The 20927-nt window shown below is 31.1% G+C and carries 18 protein-coding genes; 7 read left to right on the forward strand and 11 right to left on the reverse strand.

Going from position 1 to position 20927, the window contains the following annotated elements:
* Positions 1-32: 32 nt before the first annotated feature.
* From AC28QF_RS07820 to AC28QF_RS07845, 6 genes are all read right to left on the reverse strand, one after another.
* Positions 33-554, reverse strand: a complete 522-nt coding sequence (locus AC28QF_RS07820; protein WP_488201414.1) for a DUF1697 domain-containing protein — start codon at positions 552-554, stop codon at positions 33-35.
* Between the two features lie 358 nt (positions 555-912).
* Positions 913-1194 (reverse strand): GIY-YIG nuclease family protein, encoded by a 282-nt coding sequence (locus tag AC28QF_RS07825; protein ID WP_488201413.1) that lies wholly within the window; start codon positions 1192-1194, stop codon positions 913-915.
* A 42-nt stretch (positions 1195-1236) separates the two neighbouring features.
* Positions 1237-2661, reverse strand: a complete 1425-nt coding sequence (locus AC28QF_RS07830) for an FAD-dependent oxidoreductase (RefSeq protein ID WP_488201412.1) — start codon at positions 2659-2661, stop codon at positions 1237-1239.
* Between the two features lie 240 nt (positions 2662-2901).
* Positions 2902-4164 (reverse strand): kynureninase, encoded by a 1263-nt coding sequence (gene kynU, locus AC28QF_RS07835; protein ID WP_488201491.1) that lies wholly within the window; start codon positions 4162-4164, stop codon positions 2902-2904.
* A gap of 74 nt (positions 4165-4238) precedes the next feature.
* Positions 4239-6128, reverse strand: a complete 1890-nt coding sequence (gene serA, locus AC28QF_RS07840) for a phosphoglycerate dehydrogenase (protein WP_488201411.1) — start codon at positions 6126-6128, stop codon at positions 4239-4241.
* 94 nt (positions 6129-6222) lie between these two features.
* The gene (locus tag AC28QF_RS07845) at positions 6223-7017 is read right to left on the reverse strand and encodes a UbiA prenyltransferase family protein (RefSeq protein ID WP_488201410.1); all 795 of its coding nucleotides are present in this window, start codon (positions 7015-7017) and stop codon (positions 6223-6225) included.
* A gap of 148 nt (positions 7018-7165) precedes the next feature.
* Between AC28QF_RS07845 and gcvP the strand changes: the two genes are divergently transcribed.
* Positions 7166-10012, forward strand: coding sequence for an aminomethyl-transferring glycine dehydrogenase (gcvP, locus tag AC28QF_RS07850; protein WP_488201409.1), 2847 nt, complete (start codon positions 7166-7168; stop codon positions 10010-10012).
* 60 nt (positions 10013-10072) lie between these two features.
* Here gcvP and AC28QF_RS07855 read toward each other — a convergent pair whose 3' ends face one another.
* The 4 genes from AC28QF_RS07855 to AC28QF_RS07870 form a co-directional block, all read right to left on the reverse strand.
* The gene (locus AC28QF_RS07855; RefSeq protein ID WP_488201408.1) at positions 10073-10357 is read right to left on the reverse strand and encodes a hypothetical protein; all 285 of its coding nucleotides are present in this window, start codon (positions 10355-10357) and stop codon (positions 10073-10075) included.
* 225 nt (positions 10358-10582) lie between these two features.
* Complete coding sequence (locus AC28QF_RS07860) at positions 10583-11674, reverse strand: class I SAM-dependent methyltransferase (protein ID WP_488201407.1); 1092 nt, start codon at positions 11672-11674, stop codon at positions 10583-10585.
* A gap of 50 nt (positions 11675-11724) precedes the next feature.
* Positions 11725-13242, reverse strand: coding sequence for an FMN-binding glutamate synthase family protein (locus AC28QF_RS07865; protein ID WP_488201406.1), 1518 nt, complete (start codon positions 13240-13242; stop codon positions 11725-11727).
* Between the two features lie 93 nt (positions 13243-13335).
* Complete coding sequence (locus AC28QF_RS07870; protein ID WP_218772987.1) at positions 13336-13587, reverse strand: type B 50S ribosomal protein L31; 252 nt, start codon at positions 13585-13587, stop codon at positions 13336-13338.
* 185 nt (positions 13588-13772) lie between these two features.
* Here AC28QF_RS07870 and AC28QF_RS07875 point away from each other — a divergent pair, with 185 nt between their 5' ends.
* Positions 13773-14813 carry a glutaminyl-peptide cyclotransferase gene (locus AC28QF_RS07875; protein ID WP_488201405.1) on the forward strand — a complete coding sequence of 347 codons (1041 nt, stop codon included), beginning with the start codon at positions 13773-13775 and terminating at the stop codon, positions 14811-14813.
* A 52-nt stretch (positions 14814-14865) separates the two neighbouring features.
* A complete protein-coding gene (locus AC28QF_RS07880) occupies positions 14866-16365 on the forward strand; it encodes a hypothetical protein (protein WP_488201404.1) in 1500 nt (499 codons plus the stop codon).
* A gap of 35 nt (positions 16366-16400) precedes the next feature.
* On the opposite strand, the gene AC28QF_RS07885 is transcribed toward AC28QF_RS07880, so the two are convergent.
* Positions 16401-17681: a metal-dependent hydrolase family protein gene (locus AC28QF_RS07885; protein ID WP_488201403.1), complete on the reverse strand. Its 1281-nt coding sequence runs from the start codon at positions 17679-17681 to the stop codon at positions 16401-16403.
* A gap of 72 nt (positions 17682-17753) precedes the next feature.
* Between AC28QF_RS07885 and AC28QF_RS07890 the strand changes: the two genes are divergently transcribed.
* The 4 genes from AC28QF_RS07890 to AC28QF_RS07905 are packed head-to-tail and all read left to right on the forward strand — an operon-like array spanning position 17754 to position 20908.
* Entirely contained in the window at positions 17754-18434 is a 681-nt protein-coding gene (locus AC28QF_RS07890) for an SDR family NAD(P)-dependent oxidoreductase (protein ID WP_488201402.1), read from the forward strand.
* An 11-nt stretch (positions 18435-18445) separates the two neighbouring features.
* Complete coding sequence (locus tag AC28QF_RS07895; protein ID WP_488201401.1) at positions 18446-19159, forward strand: hypothetical protein; 714 nt, start codon at positions 18446-18448, stop codon at positions 19157-19159.
* Positions 19160-19207: 48 nt separating this feature from the next.
* A complete protein-coding gene (locus AC28QF_RS07900) occupies positions 19208-19807 on the forward strand; it encodes an ImmA/IrrE family metallo-endopeptidase (protein ID WP_488201400.1) in 600 nt (199 codons plus the stop codon).
* Between the two features lie 39 nt (positions 19808-19846).
* Positions 19847-20908, forward strand: a complete 1062-nt coding sequence (locus AC28QF_RS07905) for a mannose-1-phosphate guanylyltransferase (protein WP_488201399.1) — start codon at positions 19847-19849, stop codon at positions 20906-20908.
* Positions 20909-20927: the final 19 nt, after the last annotated feature.

Raw genomic sequence — 20927 nt, forward strand, 5'->3', positions numbered from 1 at the left:
ACCTCTCGACTGCGCTCGAGGTGACATTTTAGTTATTTCCCTGCTAACTCCAACAACTTAAGTGTTGTTCTTAAATTCCGTGTTGTTGCAACTACATTTAATTTTTTCTCAATAAGATTATTTGTCAACTTTGTTTTACCAAAACCTGTCGGACAATATAAGTACACGATATTATTATCTATTCTATACTTATCTTCTTCTATATTCTTAACTTCAATTTTAGATATTTCTGTTTTTTTATCTAAGAATGTAAAGGCTACTATTTTTTCATTTTCAACTGAAAAAGGATAGTTGTTAATCGTTTTTTTCCATTCAGAAACTGTTCTAATAATAACAGGAACATCATAACCGAATTCATGAAAAATCACTTCTTTTATTTTTTTACAAACTTCTGATTTACTTTCATCAGATTCTAAAATAATATTCCCACTTTGAATATACGTTTGCACATTTTGAAACTCTAAATCGTTTAACAACTCACGTAAATTTAACATCGGGAGTTTATTTTTTCCCGACACATTTATTCCACGAAGTAAAACAATGTACTTTTTCATTTTTATTTTTATTAACCTCTCGACTACGCTCGAGGTGACACTTTTATCCTTCTCTGTAATGTCAGTTCTAGCGAAGCCAATAACCTTTTACTTTATCAACCTCTCAATTAAACCTCAGGTAATACTTTTATCTTTTTTCGTAATGTCAGTTCGATCGCAGTCGAGAACTATTTATTTTTGTTAACCTCTCGACTGCGCTCGAGGAGACATTTTTATTCTATTTCTTAATGTATGAGCGTTGTCAATAACCATTTACTTTATTAACCTCTCGATTAAACCTCAGGTAATACTTTTATCTTTTTCCGCAATGTCAGTTCGAGCGCAGTCGAGAACTATTTATTTATTATCTGGATTATATTTATGATGAGTTGAGAATCCCTAACATGTCAAAATCTTCATTCGCTAATGCTAACTTCTTTTTACTGCTCCACTTTTTTATCTTTTTCTCGAAATAAATGGCTTGTTCTACATCATTAAAAACCTGTTTAAATATCAAATCTAAAGGTCTTCTTTTAAAAGTAAAACAAGTTTTATTTATCCCTTTTTGATGCTCTTCATATCTTCTATCTATATTATTAGTCATTCCGGTATATAATAAACCACCAGCACATTTAATAATATAAACATAATACGTTTTCATAATTAACCTCTCGACTGCGCTCGAACTGACATAAAATATCGTCTACAATCCTGCTATTTTATCCTCTTCTAAAATATCGTTTGTTTCTTCTTTTACTTTTTCTAAAATAATCTTTAACTCTTCTTTTGTCATATTTAAATGCGTGTGAACCTCATCATCCGCAATTAAATTTAATAAAGCTTTATCTTGTGCACGCCCACGTTTCATGGCTTCATTATAGCTAATTTCTTCGTTAAAAGTTACCATTGAATATTTAGAAAAATATTGATTCGGAAAATTTTTCTCTAAATCCTTTTCTATTTTTTGTTTTTCTTTAAATAACGGATTTGCTACATGGTCTTTCATTTCATGAAAATTATCAATTGCTAAATCGGCAATCGCATCTGTATCTTGTTTCCTTGCTTTTTCATACTTTTTAAAAATTGTTTCCCAATCACCTATTTCTTCACCGTTCTCGAAACTATTTAATATATCATCAAAAACAGTAACATCTTCAAAAGAAGCATTCATTCCTTGTCCGTAAAACGGAACAATTGCATGCGCTGCATCTCCTAATAAAATTGTTTTATTTTTATAATGCCACGGCGAACATTTTACGGTTCCTAACGCACCTGTAGGATTGTTTAAAAACTCGTCTTTTATACTTGGTATTAAGGCTAAAGCATCTGGAAATTGCTTTTCAAAAAAGGCAGTAATTTTTTCTTCGGATGTTAAATTGTTAAAGTTATATTCACCTTCATCATAACTTAAAAACAGCGTTACGGTAAAGCTTCCATCCATATTTGGCAAGGCTATTAACATATATTCACCACGAGGCCAAATATGTAAATGATCTTTACTTATTTGATGTTTCCCCACATTATCAGCAGGAATTTCTAATTCTTTATATCCGTGAGATAAATAATTCTGTGAATAGCTAAATAAAAATTTACGATCTAAATAATATTTTTTTCTCAAAACTGACCCAGCTCCGTCGGCTCCAAAAATCACATCCGAGTTTACAGAAAACTCTTCTTTCGTTATATAATCTTTAAAATGTCCAATTGTATTTTCTATATCAACAGACTCACATTTCTTATTAAAATGAATCGTTACATTCTCATGCTTTTCAGCTTCTGTTAATAGGATACTATTTAAATCGCCTCGTGAAATTGAATTGATATACTCTCCTTCTCTCCCTGAGTAATTAGAGGCAAAAGTATTTCCTTCTATATCATGTATTAATCGACCATACATCGGAATACATATTTCTTTTGCTTTTTCCTCTACTCCACACAAACGCAATGCTTTAATTCCACGATCAGACAAAGCTAAGTTTATAGACCTTCCTGCAGAAATATCTGTAGTTCTTAAATCTGGTCTGCTTTCATAAACAGAAACTTTAAAGCCTCTTTGAGCTAAACGCAAAGCCAACAAACTGCCGCACAAACCTGCTCCTATAATTAGTATACTATCTTTTTTATTCATTTTATATTCGTGTCAGTTCGAGCGCAGTCGAGAACTAGTTAAAACCTCTCGACTGCGCTCGAGGGTACATCATATGTATATTGTAAAATATTATTTAACCTGTTTATATAACAATACTATTCATAAAAAAGCAAAAATTATTAACGCTGGAGTTTCAATAATCCCCATTTTTTTCTCACTAAGACGCTACCTACAATTAATAAACACCTCTCGACTTCGATAGGGGAAATTCTTTTAGTTTTACAACAACCCTTTTAATATTGAAACCATCTTATATACATCTTCAAATGAATTATACATTGGCACTGGTGCACAACGTATAACATCAGGCTCTCGCCAATCGGTAATAATATTGTTTTCGGTTAGTTTTTTATGTAAATTTTTATCCGCATTTTTTACCTGAACAGATAACTGACAACCTCTTTCTTTTGGATTTGTAGGTGTAATAATTTTAATATCATCAGAAGCTATTTGATTGATTAAAAACTCAAAATAACTTGTTAGTTTTTCTGATTTATCACGCAAAGCTTCCATACCAACCTCTGCAAACATATCAAGCGAAGCTTTAATTGCTACCATTGATAATATTGGCGGATTAGATAATTGCCATCCTTCGGCTCCTGGCATTACATCAAAAGGTTGACGCATGTTAAATCGTGTATCTTTATTATGATTCCACCATCCTGAAAAACGTGGTAACTCTTTATTGTGTGCATGTTTTTCATGCACAAACAATCCCCCTAAACTTCCTGGACCAGAATTTAAATATTTATAAGTACACCAAGCTGCAAAATCTACTCCCGAATCATGTAATTCTGGAGAAATATTCCCTGCTCCGTGTGCTAAATCGATTCCTACAAAACAATCTTTGGAATGACCAATTTCAGCTATTCTTTTTAAATCTAAATATTGACCGGTATAATAATTTACACCTCCAATTAATAATAACGCAATTTCATCACCTTGTTCGGCAACAATCGTTTCTAAATCTTCAATATTTAGTAACTCTTCGCCTTTTCTTGGTTTCCACTCTATCAATCCCTCTTCTACATCATATCCGTGGAATTTTAATTGCGATTGCACTGCATATCTATCCGAAGGAAAAGCATCTGATTCTATTACAATTTTATACTTCTTTTTTGTAGGCTGATAAAAAGACACCATTAAGAGATGTAAATTTGTTGTTAAAGTGTTCATCACAACAACTTCCAATGGTTTTGCGCCCACTATTTCTGCCATATTCGCTGTTAAAAGTTCGTGATATGACAACCAAGGATTCTTGGCTTCAAAATGACCTTCTACACCATAATTAGCCCAATCATCTAATTCTTGTTGAATATATTTTTGTGTACTCTTAGGTTGTAATCCCAATGAATTTCCTGTAAAATACAACCAATCATTTCCGTCTTTATCTTTCGGAATATGAAATTGACTACGCAAATGCGCTAACTTATCTTCTTTGTCTTGTTGTTGTGCGTACTCTAAAGTATTTTTATATGTCATTATTAAAACTAAAAAATGATTGTTTTTCAAATATAAAACAATCATTTTTTAGATAATAATATTTACTATAGAGATTAATATAAAACTCTAAATTTTATGGTCCCTTCTATCTCGCGAAGCTTTGCGATTACTTCTTCATTATATTCTTTATCAACATCAGTAATTACATAACCTACTTTAGAGTCGGTTGATAAATACTGCCCTGTAATATTTAGCTCGTACTTCGCTAACTCTTTATTAATTTTCGCCATTACACCAGGTACGTTTTTATGAATATGTAAAAAACGGTGTGCATTTATTTGGCGTGGCAATCTAATATTCGGAAAATTAACCGCATCAACAGTATCCCCAGAATTAATATATGCCATAATTTTACTCGGCACAAAATCTGCAATATCTCTTTGCGCTTCTTCTGTACTTCCTCCAACGTGGGGTGTTAAAATAACATTATTCAATCCTTTTAATTCCGTTAAAAAATTACCATTTTTAGCAGGTTCTTCCGGATATACATCTACTGCACAACCTGCTATTTTACCTGATTTTAAGCCATCAACCAAAGCTTCAATATCTACCACAAAACCTCTAGAAAGATTCACAAAATGAACTCCATCTTTCATTTGAGAAATTTCTTCTTTACCTATATAATTTTTATTAGCAGCATTATCATCTACATGCAAAGTAACTACATCTGAAATATTTAACAACTCTTTTAAGGTTGTTACCTTAGTTGCGTTACCTAAAGCTAGCTTATCTTCTACATCGTAATAATACACGTACATTCCCAGAGCTTCTGCTAAAACAGACAATTGTTTACCGATGTTTCCGTAACCAACAATTCCTAATTTTTTACCACGAACCTCTCTTGATCCTTGTGCTGTTTTATTCCATTGTCCGTTATGTAACTCTGTACTACGTTGAAAAACACTACGCATTAACATAATAATTTCTCCGATTGCGAGCTCAACCACAGAGCGCGTATTACTATATGGTGCATTAAAAACTACAACTCCGTTTTCTTTACAAGCTTCTAAATCGATTTGTTTTGTACCGATACAAAAAGCTGAAACAACCATTAATTTTTCAGCAGCTTCAATTACTTTTTTCGTGACCTGTGTTTTAGAACGGATTCCTAAAACATGCACATCTTTAAGTTTCGCTATTAATTCATCTTCTGATAAACTTTTAGAAACTGTTTCTACAGAAAATCCGTCTCCAGATAACTTAGTAAATGCATCTGGATGCACGTTTTCTAATAATAAAATTTTAATTCTGTTCTTTGGGTATGATATATTTCTTGGCAAATCGTTTAGGTATAAAAATTCGTCTAAATTAGGTGTAATATGATCGGCATTGGCAACTGTTTTTTCTCTAGATACATTTTCGGTATACGCAAAAAAAGTATCTGCCACACCTGCTTTTTTTGTTACGGCATCACTATAACCATCGCCAATTACTTGTATTTCTCCTGGTAAGTTTAAGTTTTGTAGGCACTCTATTTTCCCATCGTGTTTAGAAAGCGGATTATCTGCATCAAACCCAATAATTAAATCGTTTTTATCAAATTTAAACGTATTTGCAAAAACTCTCTTAGAGGGAATATTATATGCTGCAACTATCGGGTCTATAAACTCCTTAAAACCAGCAGAAATAACATAAATATCATCAGAAAATTTCTCAAAAAACTCTTTATTGCTTTCAATAGAACGCGAAACCTTTTGTTTTAATTCTTTTATTAAAATAGGTAAATCCGTTTTTTTAGCATTCAGTAATTTAATACGTTTTTCTAAAGATTCCGGAAAGGAGATTTCTCCATCAATACCCTGATTGGTAATTTCTACTATTTCATTAATAATATCCGTTTTTTTTGGATTACCTACTAAAGTGATTTCAGCTAAAACATCTAACGCCTCTACTCTTGTAAGTGTACTATCAAAATCGAAAACAAAACTTCTTTTTGGTGTCATTATGCTGAATTACTAGTAAGCAACCAAAAATACAAATGATATTAAAAAGGAAGCTTATTATGAAAGAAGTTTTTCATTTTTTATCAACATTAATTTAAACGATTGATAAAAGCAACCACCAAACTATGGGAATTGACTCTACTAAAAATGAACTATAATATTTAGATTTTTTTTCTGATGACCTCATCAATAATATTAAAACAGTCATAAAAACCAATAAAAATACAGTTCTAAAACTAGCGTTTGGTGCTATCATAAACTCTAATAGCAGGCAAAAAACTAATAATACATATCCGAGTTTTTTTGTTTTTTCTATTCCTATCTTTTTGGGTATTGTTTGTAGTGAAACAGCATCATACTTTACATCTCTAATATCAAAAGGTAAAATTAAAACCATCACTAATAAAAAACGCTGTATAATAGTTATATAAAATTGATTTGACAAATCAACATTTGCATCATAGATTGGTAAAAACACAGTTGCTCCCGCCCATACAAAAGCAACTATTATAATTTTTAAATATCCAATACTTCTTAAATTTTTTTGAAATCCACTAAAAAAAGGAATTGCATACAAAAATGTTAAAAGCCCGAAAGGCACAAAAACAAGTAATGTTTTTACATTTAGTTTAATGGCATAAAAACACATCAACAAAAAACAAATCAACGAAAATATTTGAATTATTTTTAAATGCGTTGTTAAACTTCTGTGGTGTAATTTGGCAACTCCTGCATATTTAACAAAGTTATACCCAGTAATTGTTCCGAAGAAAAGAAAAAAATCTAATGATTCATTATAAGATAACCCAAAATATAATTCAGTAATCTTAACAAAAGCGCACACGGCTAAAGCTACATGAATACTAGCGTTTATATAAAAATTAAGCATTTGTTTTAAAACCCTCATTACACAAAAATAGTTTTTATGTTTATAACCCTTCTATTTAGTTAATAAAATATCAGTTTAAAAGTAAAAACATACTATAAAAATTATACAATTTCATTATTTTTGAACCACTAAACACAAACAACACAGAATGAACACTAATTCATTTCAACTAAGACATATTGGTCCACGTGTAACGGATCAAGAGCAAATGTTAAAAACAATCAAAGCAGATAGCTTAGATCAATTAATTTATGAAACTATTCCTGATGATATTCGTCTTGAAAGAGGATTAGATTTAGCGCCTGCAATGAGCGAATATGAGTATTTAAATCATATCAATGAGCTTGGTGCTAAAAATAAAGTTTTTAAAAGCTACATCGGCTTAGGATACCACGAAGCAATTGTTCCGAGTGTTATTCAACGTAACATATTAGAAAATCCGGGTTGGTATACAGCTTACACGCCCTACCAAGCAGAAATTGCACAAGGACGTTTAGAAGCGTTGTTAAATTACCAAACAATGGTTTGTGATTTAACTGGTATGGAATTAGCAAATGCTTCTTTATTAGATGAAGGGACTGCTGCTGCCGAGGCAATGGCTTTATTATTTGATGTACGTGAACGTGCTCAGAAAAAAGCTAACGTTAACAAATTCTTTATTTCTGAAGAGATCTTACCACAAACTTTATCTGTTTTACAAACACGTGCCATTCCTATCGGAATTGAGTTGGTTGTTGGAAATCATGAAGAGTTTGATTTTTCTTCAGCGTTTTTCGGGGCTATTATTCAATACCCAGGAAAACATGGTGAAGTATTTGATTACACTGCATTTGTTGCCAACTGTAACGAAAAAAATATAAAAGTAGCTGTTGCTGCTGACATTTTATCTTTAGCTAAATTAAAAGCCCCTGGTGAATTTGGTGCTGCAGTTGTGGTTGGAACCACACAACGTTTCGGAATTCCGTTAGGTTATGGTGGACCTCATGCTGGTTATTTTGCAACTAAAGAGGCTTACAAGCGTAGTCTTCCTGGTCGTGTAATTGGTGTTACTAAAGATGTTGATGGTGGTCGTGCTTTACGTATGGCTTTACAAACTCGTGAGCAACATATTAAACGCGAAAAAGCAACTTCAAACATTTGTACCGCACAAGTTTTACTAGCTGTTATGGCTGGTATGTATACTGTATATCATGGAAAAGACGGAATACAGTATATTGCCAACAAAGTACACACTATGGCAAATACTTTAGTTGCTGCCTTAGAAAGTTTAGGTTTTAAACAAAAAAACAAATCGTATTTCGATACTATTTTAATTGAAGTTGAAGCTAATAAATTACGTCCTATTGCTGAGGCAAACGGAATTAACTTTAACTATATTGACAACAATCATATTTCAATTTCTGTTAACGAAACTGTTAGCTTAAAAGAAATCAATGCTATTGTCGATTGTTTTGAACAAGCCTTCAATATTCAAGATATTACAGTAACTGAATTAACTTCTTCGGATGTTATTACAGAAAACGTAAAAAGAAATACTTCATTTTTAGACAACGAAGTGTTTAATACGTATCAATCAGAAACTGAAATGATGCGTTATATTAAAAAATTAGAGCGTAAAGATTTAGCCTTAAATCATTCTATGATTTCTTTAGGATCATGTACTATGAAGCTAAATGCAGCTTCTGAAATGCTACCTTTAAGCAATCCTCAGTGGGGAAACATTCACCCTTTTGTACCATTAAATCAAGCAGAAGGATACCAAACAGTTTTAAGGAACCTTGAGCATCAATTAAATGTAATTACTGGTTTTGCAGGTACTTCTTTACAACCAAACTCTGGCGCACAAGGAGAATTTGCTGGATTAATGGTTATTCGTGCTTATCACGAGTCTAACAACGATTCACACAGAAATATTTGTTTAATTCCCGCTTCTGCTCACGGTACAAATCCTGCGTCAGCAGTAATGGCCGGCATGAAAGTAGTTGTTACCAAAACTGATGAAAGAGGTAATATCGATGTAGAAGATTTACGCGAAAAAGCAGAAAAACATAAAGATAATTTAGCCGCTTTAATGGTCACGTACCCATCAACACATGGAGTTTACGAAAAAGCTATTAAAGAAATTACGCAAATTATTCACGATAACGGCGGACAAGTTTATATGGACGGTGCGAATATGAATGCTCAGGTAGGGTTAACAAACCCTGCAACTATTGGTGCAGATGTTTGTCACTTAAACCTACACAAAACATTTGCCATTCCACATGGTGGTGGTGGACCAGGTGTTGGCCCAATTTGTGTTGCCCCTCAGCTAGTACCATTTTTACCTACAAATCCTTTAGTAGCTACAGGAGGCGAAAAAGCAATTACAGCTATTTCTGCCGCCCCTTGGGGATCTGCTTTGGCCTGTTTAATTTCTTACGGATACATAACAATGCTAGGTGCAGATGGATTAACAGATTCTACTAGGTTAGCTATTTTAAACGCAAACTATATTAAAGAACGTTTACATGGTCATTACGAAACATTGTATTCTGGAGAAATGAACAGGGCTGCACATGAAATGATTATTGATTGTAGAGATTTTAAACAAAACGGAATTGAAGTTGTAGATATCGCAAAACGTTTAATGGATTATGGTTTTCATGCACCAACCGTTTCTTTCCCAGTAGGAGGAACTATGATGATTGAGCCTACAGAATCTGAAAGTGTTGCTGAATTAGATCGTTTTTGTGATGCAATGATTTCTATTAGAAAAGAAATTTCAAACGCAACTAAAGATGATGCAAACAATCCTCTAAAAAATGCACCACATACACAATATATGTTAACTGATGATGAGTGGACTTTACCGTATACTCGTAAGCAAGCTGCTTTTCCTTTAGATTATATTGCTGATAATAAATTTTGGCCTACTGTACGAAGAGTTGATGATGCTTTTGGAGATAGAAATTTAATTTGCTCTTGTAATCCTATTGAAGATTATATGGATTAATTAAAACCCCATAATAAAACTAAAAAATCCCATTCTTAAAAGAGTGGGATTTTTATTTTTTTAAGCTACAGCGACAATATCACTATACGGGACTACCTTTGTATTCTTAAGAATAATTGCCTTTTCGGAAACTGTCCAAATAGATGTTTCTACTTTTTTTAAACCAGTCTGGTCTGTAAAAAAAACTTCAATTTTCTCTCTGTTTAAGTTCCTTGAAAAGAAAACTTTTCTTTGCCTTATAAATTCGTTTACCTGCTCTATTTGATGTTCAAGAATATTAATCTTTGGAAACTCTAAGATTTTATTTTTCTTTTTATCTGCAAGTGCTGTTTTTTCTAAAAACATATTAATTGGGGATTTTGGGGATTATTGTAATACACACTACATTGTTAATAATTTACAAATATATGAATTTTATCAACAAGTGTTAATAACTATTTAATTAAATTGTTAATAACTTTCTATTTATGATTACAATAATTAATAAACCTAACTAATTTTACTTAAATTTAAAAAGAGAGGTATAATGTCTTAACATTATACCTCTCTTTTTAAAATACTTTTAATTTTTTACATCATACATTCATAAACTACAAATTTCTTGTTATCTGCCATTATTTCAACCGCATTAAAAAGTTTCTCTAAATGTATTTTATAATTCAAATGTTTATTTGCTACCAAAACAAAGCGTCCATCGGGTTTTAAACAACTTTTTATATCTTTAAAGAGCGATAAAGTTATCTCGATATTATTCTCATGTTCAAAATGAAATGGAGGATTAGATACTATTAAATCAAAACTTCCCTTTTTTAAATCACTTAAATCATCAGCGCATACAAACTTAGCTTCTTTATCTTTTAAGTTAAGACGTGAAGAGGCAATTGCTAAATTGAAATCATCTATTAAAGTAATTTCAGACTTTATATTTTGATTCGCAATCTCAAAAGCTATAATTCCGTTACCAGAAGCCACATCTAACACTTTTAATTCGTTAGGTTGTACCCTTAAATTATCTAATAAAAAACGTGTACCAATATCAACTTTACCACCAGAAAACACTCCGTAATATTGCTGAAGTTCCTCTTTATTCCATTCAATTTTATTTATCAGTTCTTTCTCTTCAATTAATCTCTTAGGCTTTTTTAATATTAACAATCGTGCTTTTTTCCAAGCTTTACTCTGCTCAACCTCTTCAAAATACTGCTCAGCAATTTTAAGAAAAGAAACAGAAAAGTATTTTGTCATAAATCCGCAAACAATCAATGTTTCATCATCAGAAACTTTATGCATTTGCTTTAAAAATAATTCAAACAATTCTAGAGATTTCGGAACTTTTAAAAGCGCCAATTCTACTTTACCTAAATTATCTAAAGGTTCTTTGTAATTTACATCTAACGAAAGATTATTTAGCTTTAAGTTTTTAGCAATTGCTTTTTGCTGACTTGCATATGTCCAAACAGTTATTAGATTTTCATCACTTAATAGCGTGTTAAAAACACCAAACCTATCATTATACAAATGAATATTTGGTGTTTTTTTATCCTTAATATAATCAAGCATTAACAACTCCGCATTACTCCAAGCCCGCAAGGCTTTATCTATTGTTACTGGGTAACGTTCTAATTGATATTCTTTTGAATTAAATTGCAATGTTGTCTCCAATACTTTTATTTTTATTAGCTCAATTAATATTGAACCGATATTTATAATAACTACTCCTGTAAATCGTATATAATATTTAACGACGTAATTGACTCCTCTTTATTTCTTCTAAAAATATGTTTTGCTTTCACATCAGAAATTGATTCTTTACCCATCGCTGCTACCACTTCTTTTACTGCTGCTATTGTTTTAATATGATAATTTCTAACACGAATATTTTTATCTTCAACAACCAAAGCCTCAACCAAATCTTCATCTTGCGTTGCCACACCAACTGGGCAAGTATCTAAATTACACTCACGTGCTTGTATACAACCTAAACTTAGCATAAAACTACGTGCCATTCCAATAACATCTGCACCTAAAGCTTTATACTTAATAATATCAAAAGCATCAATTGCTTTACCACTTGCTATTATTTTTATTTGCTCTTTTAGCTGATATTTTTGCAATGTTTTGTTTACAAAAACTAAACCCTCTAATAATGGAGTACCGATATAATTAGAAAACTCTAGAGGCGCTGCTCCTGTACCTCCTTCTCCTCCATCGACTGCAATAAAATCAGGATAATTATTAGCCAACGAAAATGCTTTTATCATTTCTTCTATCTCTTCATTATCACCCACACAAAATTTTATTCCAACAGGTTTTCCTTCGGATAAATCTCTTACTTTTTGAATAAAAGCAATCATCTCCTCAAAATTAGAGAAAGCTGAATGACCTGGAGGAGAATTTACCGCTGTAAAAGGTATTACTGAACGTATTTTCGCAATTTCTTCAGTATTTTTTTTTGCTGGTAAAATACCTCCATGACCAGGTTTTGCACCTTGTGAAAATTTAATTTCAATCATTTTTACTTCCGGGCGAATTGCATTTTCTTTAAAAATAGCAGCATCAAAAACACGTTTACCACCTACGCTTTTCCCAGCACCAAAATAACCTGTTCCTACCTGAAAAATTAAATCTCCTCCTTGTAAATGATATGGGGATATTCCACCTTCACCAGTATTATGTGCAAAACCAGCCATTTTTGCTCCCTGGTTTAAAGCTTTAATAGCATTTTTACTTAACGAACCAAAAGACATTGCTGATATATTAACAATAGAAGCATCATATTTTTGGATACATTTATCAGAACCAATTAATACCCTTTCTCCTTTAATATGATGATGATCTTTTGGAAATAAGGAATGTTTTACAAATTCATATCCTTTTTTATACACGTTATGTAGCGTACCAAAAGGCACCGTTTCTATCTCTTTTTTCGAACGCTGGTAAACAATACTTCTTTTTTCACGATTAATTGGTACGCCACTTAAATCGTCTTCAATAAAATATTGTTGAATTTTTTCTCTTTCTTCTTCAAAAAACCAACGTAGACGGGCTATAATAGGAAAAGCACGCAGTAAAGAATGCTTTTTTTGAATAAAAGCATCATACAAAGCAACTATACTTAATCCAGAGGCAATTGTTAAAAGAATAAAATTACCTACATCTGGAATAAAATATACCAATACGCCACACAAAACATTAATTATAATAACAATTGCTATAATAGTATCTCTCATTGTTTAAAATTTTCTAGGCTAAAATACAAGATTTTCAGCATAAAAAAAGCCCTAACTGTAGTTAGAGCTTTTAAATATCTTAGATACTTGAAATTATTTTTTAAACTTCGAGTATTTATTTTTGAACTTATCAATACGTCCTGCAGTATCAATTAATTTAGACTTACCTGTGTAAAAAGGATGAGAAGTTCTTGAAATTTCTAATTTGATTAATGGATATTCAGCTCCTTCTACTTCTAAAGTTTCTTTAGTATTAGCAGTTGAACGTGTTAAAAATACATCTCCGTTAGACATATCTTTAAAAGCTACCATTCTATAATTTTCTGGATGTATTCCTTTACGCATCTTAAATGACTTTTAAATATTGTTTTGTTTTTTTATCAAACGTTGTAAAAATGGTAAAGTTTTACACTAAAAATGTTTTTCAGCTGTTTGAGGATGCAAATTTAACCATATTTTTTAATTTTCAAACAAATAAATTGTTTTAATTTGTAGTGTAAACGAATAAATTAGAAATCAAACTATAAAATATGCGTATTTATACATACTTCGCTTTAGCTTTATCAACATTATTTATTACTTCTTGTAGTAATTCTGGATACAAATTTAAGTTAAACACTTCTAAAAAAACCACTTTAGGGCAAAAGGCTGCTATTAAATTCGAACAACTTAAAGGTGAAAAGATCGATTCTGTTCATTTATTCGTTAATAATAAGCGTGTAAACAAAAACGAAACAAGCTTAACAATTAATACTACCGATTTTGGTGTTGGTAAACATGCGGTTACTGCATTGGCTTTTTATCCTAATAAATCTAAAAAAGTTAATAATTCTATTGAAATTTTAGCTAAAAACGCTCCTGCCGTTTATTCTTATACTATTATAAACACTTTTCCTCATGACAAAGATGCTTATACGCAAGGATTAGAATATAAAGATGGATTTTTATACGAAACTACAGGTCGTAAAGGAGAATCAACTTTAAGAAAGGTTGATTTAAAAACGGGTGATGTTCTTCAAAAAATTGATTTAGATAAAAAATACTTTGGTGAAGGAATGACTATCTATAATAATAAAGTGTACTGGTTAACATGGCAAGCTCGTAAAGGTTTTATTTATAACCTAGATACTTTTAAGCAAATTGGGGAGTTTGATTATAACAAGAGTAACCAAGGTTGGGGATTAACGCACAACAAAACTGAGTTAATAAAATCTGACGGAACAAATAAAATATGGTTTTTAAATACCGAAAATCAAACAGAAAAAAGAAGCATTCAAGTATATACCAACAAATACCCTGTTGATAATTTAAATGAAATTGAATTGATTGATGGAAAAATTTATGCAAATAAATGGCAACAAAACTCAATTGTAATTATCAATCCAGAAACAGGTGTTGTTGAAGGTGTTGCTAATTTAAACGGACTAAGAGATATCGTTGCTAAAAATCAACAATTAGACTCAAGTGATGATGTTTTAAACGGTATTGCATACGACAAAGAAAACAACCGTTTGTTTGTTACAGGAAAGCACTGGAGTAAATTATTTGAAATTGAGTTGATTAAAAAATAGTCTATAATGTGCTTTTAACCATAAAAGTTATACTTTTAAACAAAATTGATTTATGCGTAATCTACTTATAATTGTATTTATAACTATTCTTGCAACTGCTACTTCTTGTCGAAAAGATTTTAATACGGTTCCTAATTTTGGAAAATTAGAGTTTTCTAAAGACACCATATTTTTAGACACTGTTTTTTCGAATATAGGCTCAGCTACCTACAATTTAAAAGTATATAATAGAAGCAATAAATCGATTACAATTCCTGAAATTAAATTAGAGAATGGAAATAGCTCTAACTATCGTTTAAATGTTGATGGAATATCTGGTAAAAACTTTAACGACATTGATATTTTAGCGAATGACAGTATCTATGTTTTTGTAGAAACTACCATTGATTTTAACACAACAACAGATCCTTTATACACAGATAAATTATTATTTGATAACGGAAATAATCAACAAGATGTTGATTTAATTACTTTAGTGCAAGATGCTACTTTTATATTCCCTTCAAAAAATAGTATGGGAATTGAAACCTTAACTATAAATGGCACAGATTCTGAAATTCAAGGTCGTTTTTTAACAGACGATGAATTAACTTTTACTGATGAAAAACCATATGTTATTTACGGTTATGCGGCTGTACCGTCAGAAAAAACATTAATAATTAATGCTGGTGCAAAAATTTACTTTCACGATAACTCAGGTTTAATAATAGATAAAAAAGGGAGCTTAAAAGTAAACGGAACTCTTGACAGTAAAGTTGTTTTTGAAAGCGATCGTCTAGAACAACGTTTTAACGAGGTACCGGGTCAATGGGGAACTATTTGGCTACGTGCAGGTAGTGCTGAAAATGAAATTAACCATGCTTTAATTAAAAACGGAACTATCGGTGTACTTGTTGATAGTATTAGCAATGTTGCTTCGCCTACATTATCTATAAAAAACACAGAAATCTATAACAATTCTAATTATGGAATCTTAGGAAGAGATACTAATATTAAAGGAGAAAACATCGTTATTGGTAACGCTGGGCAATCTTCTTTGGCTTGTACTTTTGGAGGAACTTATAATTTTACACATGCAACTTTCGCTAATTATTGGAGCAATAGTTTTCGTCAGTTACCAACAGTTTTAGTTAATAATTACACTAATTTTCTTAATAGTAATAATGATGAAGTAACAGCTACAAGAGATTTAATTGCTGCTAACTTCACCAACTGCATTATTGAAGGCAACAACAATATTGAATTTGTCTTAGATAAAAATAACGATAGTGATTTTAATTATAATATTGAAAACTCTATGATTCAGTTTAATGATTTTAATGATTCGTTTGCTGGTAATACAGAATTGAATTTTAATGATGCTACTCATTATAAAAATATTATTTTAAATGGAGAACCTAACTTTAAAAACACCTCTATAAATCATTTTATAATTGGTGAAAATTCTGAAGCTATTAACAAAGCAAAAGCATCCGCTATTTCTGAAGATCTTTTAGGAATTGATAGAACAACAAATCCCGATATTGGTGCTTATCAGCATATAACATTTTAATAAAAAAGAACGGTCTTAAAAACGCTCTTTTTTATTTATTTCTTATAAACGATTCCGTTTTTCATTACAAAAACAACTTTTTCCATTGTTTTAATATTTTTAGTTGGATCTTCGTTTACAGCTATAATATCAGCGAAGAAACCTTTTTTTACCTGCCCTATTTCGTTCTCCATCTTTAAAATTTTAGCATTCGTAATAGTTGCTGCCTGAATCGTTTCTATCGCTGGCATACCTGCTGCTACCATGTAACCAAATTCTTTACCATTGTTACCGTGTTTAAAAACACCTGCATCGGTACCAAATGCAATTCCAACACCTTTTTTATATGCTTTTGTAAATGTTCCTTGAATTTTTGGACCAACAGCTAATGCTTTCGGAACTACAATATCTGGATAAAATCCTTTTATTTTAGCCTTCTCTTCTACCTCTTTTCCTGCTGTAATTGTTGGCACTAAAAAAGCATTGTGCTTTTTCATCAACTCCATCGTTTCATCACTCATATAAGTTCCGTGCTCAATAGTTTTTACTCCACCAATTATTGCACGTTGCATTCCTTCATCACCATGTGCGTGAGCCGCCACATGCATTCCGTAATCTTTAGCCATATCACAAATTGCTTTCACTTCCTCAATTGTAAATTGTGGATTATCGCCGGATTTAGCAACACTTAAAACGCCACCTGTAGCGGTAATTTTAATACAGTCTGCTCCATTTTTATAACGCTGACGTACTGCTTTTTTAGCATCTTCAACCGAATTTACAACTCCTTCTTTAGGGCCAGGGTCGCCTATTAAAACTCTACTACTTCCGTTTGTAGGATCTGCATGACCACCAGTAGTTGCCAATGATTTACCCGCTGTAAAAACTCTTGGCCCAGGTATTTTTCCTGCTTCGATTGCTTTTTTTATTGAAATATTTACACCCGTTCCTCCTAAATCCCTTACCGTTGTAAATCCGTTTAACAAGGTAGATTTTGCAAAACCAACAGAATTATAAGCTACATCTGCTTCATTAAAAGTATATTTATTTAAGCGCGTTTTAGCATCAAATTCCATTTCAATATGTACATGCATATCAATTAAACCAGCCATCACAACCTTATCTCTTAAATCTATTATTTTAGATGTTTTATCTCTTGGCATTATATAGCCATTTTTAACATGTGTAATTTTATTGCCATTAACTACAATTGTTTTTTCTGTTTGAATTTCTCCTGAAGCTGTATCAATTAACTTTCCGCACAAAACATAAGTGTTCTGACTAAAAGAATAAGTTACAATCAATAAAAACAAAAGTAAAAAGCTATTTTTTTTCATGATAAAAATTTAGTTTGAACCATAAATGTATGAAAATTTTAAGTAGCTTGCTTTTTTAACTTATCCTATTAAATGAAAAATATTGTAATTACAGGAACTAGTAGAGGTATTGGTTTTGAACTAGCGCAACAATTTGCTAACGAAGGACATAAAGTGTTGGCTTTATCAAGAAATACAAGTCCGTTAGAAAAAATAAATCATAAAAACATTACTACGATAGCTGTCGATTTATCTAATAATGACGATTTAAACAAAGCAACATCATTCATTAAAAAAGAATGGAAAACTGTGGATGTTTTAATTAACAACGCAGGAAAACTAGTAAATAAGCCTTTTACAGATTTAACTACAACTGATTTCGAGGAGGTTTATAAAGTAAATGTATTTGCTGTTGCCGAATTAACAAAGCTATTGATTCCGTTTTTCAAAAAAGGAAGTCACGTGGTTACAGTTAGCTCTATGGGCGGAGTACAAGGAAGCATGAAATTTCCAGGTTTAGCTGCTTACAGTTCTGCCAAAGGAGCAGTAATTACCTTATCTGAATTATTAGCAGAAGAATACAAAGAGCAACAAATTGCTTTTAATGTATTGGCTTTAGGTGCTGTACAAACTGAAATGTTAGAAGAAGCTTTTCCCGGTTATATTGCTCCTTTATCAGCAAAAGAAATGGCAAGTTATATTTTTGATTTCGCTTTAACTGGAAACAAGTTTTACAACGGAAAAGTATTAGAAGTATCTAGTTCAACACCATAAAAAAAAGACTATTGACATTCAAAGCGTTTGTTTATAAAATTATTAAACGAGAGAAATCTAATACTGAAATTATTAATTTATGTAGTTTAGCTTTAATTATTATTGGAATATTTTTTATTTATATTTATAATAACATTTTCTTGATTGATACTGGATATGGCTTTTTATTCCTTATCGTTTTCTGTGGATTCTCAACCCATTTATTTAATTATTTTTATCAATATTATGATTTTGAAAAAATTAAAAGTAATAAAAAAGGTTTCTTAGAATTTGATAAAAATGAGTTAATTATAAATTATGATGAAAAAATTAAATATGAAGAAATAACACATTTTAATTTACAAATAGATGCTTATTATGACGAGCTAATCAATGTAACTTATAGAGGTCCTATTGAAAAAAGAAGCTTAGGTATAAGCAATTCTTTAATCATAACCCACAACTCTAAAACTCGAACATTTAATTTTAAACTTGAAAATAAATCTCATTTAAAAGCACTAGAAAGAAATTTATATGAAATAATTATTAATGAAAAATTGATTAATATAGATTCAAAAAAATCAATTAAGTTGATTCCTGAGCACTACCGAAAGTTTAAAGAATATGAAGAATATGTCGGGAAACAATTAAAAGAAAGAAAAATAAATTGTACTGAAGGATTGTTATTAATTGGATATAATAGTTATGATGAAGCTCAGAATTTAAAAAGAAAGTATTGCAATTAACAACCACCTATAAAACTTTATTTCTCTAAATATAAACTAGTTTACTTTTTGTACAAAACACTTATAAAATATATCCCTGAAAAAGCAATTCCGTTAGTTGAGTATTTAATTAACGAGCATAAAATCAATCTTAAAATTGTAAATCAGCGGCAAACCAAACATGGTGATTTTAGGACTTTTCCTAACGGGCAAACACAAATTACGGTTAATAATAACTTGAACGAATTTCAGTTTTTATTAACTTTAATTCATGAAATTGCGCATCATGTTACGCATAAAAGGTTTGGGCGAGTACAACCTCATGGCAAACATTGGAAAACAGTTTTTCAGCATTTAATGTTGCCGTTTTTACAACCAGATATTTATCCGAAGGAAATATTACCTTATTTGGCTAACTATCTTAAAAACCCGAAAGCAAGTACCGATACTGATGTTAATTTATCATTAGCGCTGCGTGGTGGCGAAGCTGAAAACGGAAAGAATTTTATCTTTCAAGTTCCTGTTAATAGTGTTTTTCAGTTTAAAAACACGTTATATAAAAGAGGAAACAAACGCAGAACTCGTTATGAATGTTTAAATTTAACGAACAAAAGAATATATCTTTTTAATCAAAATGCAGAAGTGATATTAGTAGCTTCAAACACATAAACAAAACACCTGTTTTTTTAGGTATGACAATACGTTTTTATGAATAAAAATTATTACGCAGTAATTATGGCTGGCGGTGTTGGCTCACGTTTTTGGCCTGTAAGCACACAAGAATATCCGAAACAGTTTCATGATATGTTAGGAACTGGTGAATCGTTAATTCAGCGTACTTTTAACCGAATTAATGCTTTAATTCCGGCTGAAAATATTTTAATTGCTACAAACGAACGTTATGAAAGTTTAGTTTTAGCCCAATTACCAAAAACCACTAAAAAGCAACTTTTATTAGAGCCGGAAATGCGCAACACAGCCCCTTGTATTTTATATGCTTCTTTAAAAATTCATGCTCAAAATAAAGATGCTGTTATGTTGGTTGCACCTTCTGATCATTGGATTGAGGATGAAACCGAATTTTTAAATAATATAAAAACTTCGTTTGAAATAGCTGCAAAAAACAACACTTTAATGACGCTAGGTATTCAACCAGATGCACCAAATACTGGTTATGGATATATTCAGTTTGAAGAAAGTTCTTCGGATATAAAAAAGGTAAAAAACTTTACTGAAAAACCAAATTTAGCAACTGCAAAAGAATTTATAGCTAGTGGTGATTATTTATGGAATGCAGGAATTTTCATTTGGTCTACCAAAAGTATTTTAGCCGCTTTTAAAAAGCACTTACCAAATATGTTAACGGTTTTAGAAGGCACAAATACTATTTACAATACTGATTTAGAAGCCGACTTTATTAAAAATAATTACGAAAAATGTGAAGATATTTCTATTGACTACGGGATTATGGAGCGCTCGAACAACGTGCACATTTTACCTGTAGATTTTGGATGGAATGACCTTGGCACTTGGGGATCTTTGTATAATAAATTAGATAAAGATGATCAAAAAAATGCTATTGTAGGTGCTGAAACCATTTTTAGAGATGCAAGCGGAAATATGATTCGTACCGAAAGCGGTAAAAAGGTAATTATTCAAGGTTTAAATGATTTTATTGTGGTTGAAAAAGATGGAGTGCTTTTAATTTGTCCGCGAAAAGATGAGCAAGACATCAAGCAAATAAGTGCAGCCGCTACTAAAAAACTTTAATTCTACAACAAGTATCACA

The organism is Tenacibaculum sp. M1.3A, from assembly GCF_057732375.1.